The organism is Monashia sp. HAY1-5C (assembly GCF_056755255.1).
Window position 1 is genome coordinate 1 of the sequence record NZ_JBPGXG010000232.1, and the last position, 3280, is coordinate 3280.

At 72.9% G+C, this 3280-nt stretch carries 4 protein-coding genes; 1 reads left to right on the forward strand and 3 read right to left on the reverse strand.

The genetic code is table 11. The features are described 5' to 3' along the window. From ACR9ZK_RS21120 to ACR9ZK_RS21130, 3 genes are all read right to left on the reverse strand, one after another. Nucleotides 1-514: MTAP family purine nucleoside phosphorylase (locus ACR9ZK_RS21120; protein ID WP_481343931.1), on the reverse strand; the 514-nt coding region annotated here is incomplete at its 3' end. A gap of 72 nt (nt 515-586) precedes the next feature. Then, entirely contained in the window at nt 587-967 is a 381-nt protein-coding gene (locus ACR9ZK_RS21125) for an FmdB family zinc ribbon protein (RefSeq protein WP_481343932.1), read from the reverse strand. A 45-nt stretch (nt 968-1012) separates the two neighbouring features. Next, entirely contained in the window at nt 1013-2500 is a 1488-nt protein-coding gene (locus ACR9ZK_RS21130) for a potassium/proton antiporter (protein ID WP_481343933.1), read from the reverse strand. Nucleotides 2501-2646: 146 nt separating this feature from the next. On the opposite strand from ACR9ZK_RS21130, the gene ACR9ZK_RS21135 reads away from it, so the two are divergent. Beyond that, nucleotides 2647-3280 (forward strand): penicillin acylase family protein (locus ACR9ZK_RS21135; RefSeq protein WP_481343934.1); only part of this gene is annotated, 634 nt, incomplete at its 3' end.

Genomic DNA, 3280 nt, shown 5'->3' on the forward strand with positions numbered 1-3280 from the left:
CGTTCGGGCAGTACGGGTCGGCGAAACCGACGTGCACCACCGGCCCCTCGACGTCGTACACCGTGTGCTCGCGACCCCAGGTGCGGTCGACGACCTGGTCGGGGACGACCACGGTCCCCGGCCCCTGGTCCGCGCGGAGGGAGCCGACGGCGCACGGCGCGAGCACCTGGCGGGCGCCCACCGCGCGCAGCGCCCAGAGGTTGGCGCGGTAGTTGACCCGGTGCGGCGGGAACCGGTGGCCCTTGCCGTGCCGTGCGACGAAGGCCACCGACCGGCCCCCGACCTCGCCGACGACGAGGGGGTCGCTCGGGCGGCCGAACGGGGTGTCGACCTCGACGGTCTCGTACTCGTCGAGGAACTCGTAGAGCCCGGAGCCGCCGATGACGCCGATCTCGGCACGCGGCCCGCCTCCGCCGGTCCCGGACGCCGCGGCGGACGCAGCGCCGGTCACGGCGCCGGGCGCGAGGAGGGCGGTGGGCTCGGCGTCGGGGTGGCCGGCGGCGTCAGTCGTCATGGCCCGAGCCTAGGGCGGGGGTCCCGGCGGGATGCCGGGGCGACCCGGACCTGGGGACGAAGCCCCGCAGCGTCAGGAGGATGTGGACGAGGAGCCCGCGGCAGCCGTCGAGGACGAGGACGAGGAGGACGACGAGGAGGACGACGAGGACGAGTCGGCGGGGGAGGACGACCCCGTCGAGGAGGAGTCCGACCCGCCGTTCGAGCCCCCGGCCGAGGAGTCGGCCGACGACGAGGTGCTCGCGGCCTTCGAGCCCTTGCCGCTCGAGTTGGACGCGCGGGAGTCGGTCTTGTAGAAGCCCGAGCCCTTGAACGCGATGCCGACCGGGTGGATCACCTTGCGCAGCCGCGGCTGGCCGCACTCCGGGCACACCGTCAGGGCGTCCTCGGTGAACGACTGGCGGATGTCGAAGGCGTGCCCGCACTCGGTGCACGCATAGGAGTAGGTGGGCATGAGGACCTCGGTGATCGGAAAGAGACGGGAAGACCGTCGTCCAGTCTACGACCAGCCCGCGAGGCGACCGGCGCGGCTGACCGCCCGGATGCGCTCGACGGTGCGCCGCCGGACCGTCGTGGTGGCCACGACGAGGAACTGGTCGCCGTGCCGCAGGGTCGTGTGCGGCTCGGGGACGAACCCCTCGCCGCCCCGTACGACGAGCGTGACGTTGGCGCCCCGGGGCAGGCGCAGTTCGAAGAGGGCCACGCCGTGCAGCCGTGACTCGCTCCCCACGGACACCTTCACGACCTCGGCGCCGATCTCGATGAGCGGCGTCGACTCGAGGTCGACGTCGACGGAGTGGACGCCCTCGGTGAGCCCGAGCCGGCGGGCCACCCAGGGCAGCGTCGGGCCCTGCACGACGGTGAAGACGACGACGAGCATGAAGACGAGGTCGAAGATCCACTCCGTGTCGGGGGTCCCGGCGGTCAGCGGGACGGTCGCCAGCACGACCGGGACGGCGCCGCGCAGCCCCGCCCACGACAGGAAGGCCTGCTCGCGCCAGGGCACCCGGAACCACACCGTCGACAGGAACACCGACAGCGGCCGGGCCACGAGCAGCAGGACCAGCCCGATGACGACCGCCGGGACCAGCTGCTCGTCGAGGCGGGTCGGGTCGGCGAGCAGGCCGAGGAGGACGAACAGGCCGATCTGGGCGATCCAGCCCAGGGCGTTGGCGAAGCTCTGCACCGGCGTCCGGTTGGGCAGGCCCATGTTGCCGAGCACGAGCGCCGACAGGTAGGCCGCGAGGAACCCGCTGACGTGCACCGCGGCGCCCACGGCGTAGGCGAGCACGGTCAGGGCGACGACGCCGATGGAGAACAGGGCCGAGGAGCCGCCCGCGACGCGTCGCAGCAGCTGGCCGCCCACCCAGCCGACGGCGATGCCGACGACCGCGCCGCCGAGGAGCTCGAGCACCGCGTGGAGCACGAGCAGCCACCACGGCTCGCCGTGGCTTCCCGGGACGCCCTGGGCGGCGAAGGCGACGACGAGGATGACGACCGGCGCGTCGTTGAACCCGGACTCCGCCTCGAGCATCCCCGAGAGCCGTCGCGGCAGCGGCACGTTGCGCAGCACCGCGAACACGGCTGCCGCGTCGGTCGAGGTGACGATGGCGCCGACGAGCAGCGAGATCGTCCACGACAGCGGCAGGATCGTGTGGGCGGCCACGGCGACGACGAGCACGGAGACGACGACGCCGACGGTCGCGAGGACCGACGCCGGCGCCACGGCCTGCCGGATGTTGTCCCACGAGGTCGTCAGGCCGCCCTCGGCCAGGATGAGGACGAGGGCGGCGTAGCCGAGCACCCGGGTGATCGACGCGTCGTCGAACTGGATACCGGCGCCCGCGTTGCCGAGGGCCAGGCCGATCCCGAGGTAGAGCAGCAGCGAGGGCAGGCCCGAGCGGACCGACAGGCGGACCGCGGCCACGGCGACGAGGAGCACGAGCGAACCGACGAGGAGCACGCCCGTGAGGTCGTCGAGCGTCATGGTCGACGACGTGATGGACGGGGCTCGGGTCACCGGTGCTCCTCGCGGTCAGGCCCAATCCAACCATTGCGCCACCCGCCGCCCGGGCACCCCCGTGCCGCGGGCTGCGTCGGTGGGCCGTGGCCTAGGCTCGTCGCGTGTCACGGATGAAGCGCGCCCGTCGGATCGTCCTGCTCGTCGCCGTACTCGTCGTCTTCGTCCTCGTCGGCGCGGGCGTGCTCGCCGTCGGAGTGGTGCGCCAGACCTTCCCGCAGACCACCGGCACGCTCCAGATCGAGGGCCTGACCAGCTCGGTGTCGGTCAAGCGCGACGACCGCGGTGTCCCGACGATCTACGCCGACGACGCCCAGGACCTCTTCCGGGCACAGGGCTTCGTCAGTGCCCAGGACCGCTTCTTCGAGATGGACCTGCGACGCCACGTCACCGCCGGGCGCCTGTCCGAGCTCGTGGGCGCGGGTGGCCTGCAGAGCGACAAGGTCATCCGCACGATGGGGTGGCGACGCGTCGCCGAGGCCGAGCTGCCCAAGCTCGCGCCGGAGACGCGTCAGTACCTCCAGGCGTACGCCGACGGCGTCAACGCCTACATCAAGCAGGCCGAGTCGCCGGAGAAGATGTCGCTGGAGTACACCTTCCTGCTGCGCACCAACCCCGGCTACCGCGTCGAGCCGTGGACGCCGGTCGACTCGCTGGCCTGGCTCAAGGCGATGGCGTGGGACCTGCGCGGCGACTACAACGACGAGCTGGCCCGCGCGCGCCTCTCGCGCAACCGCACCCTCAAGC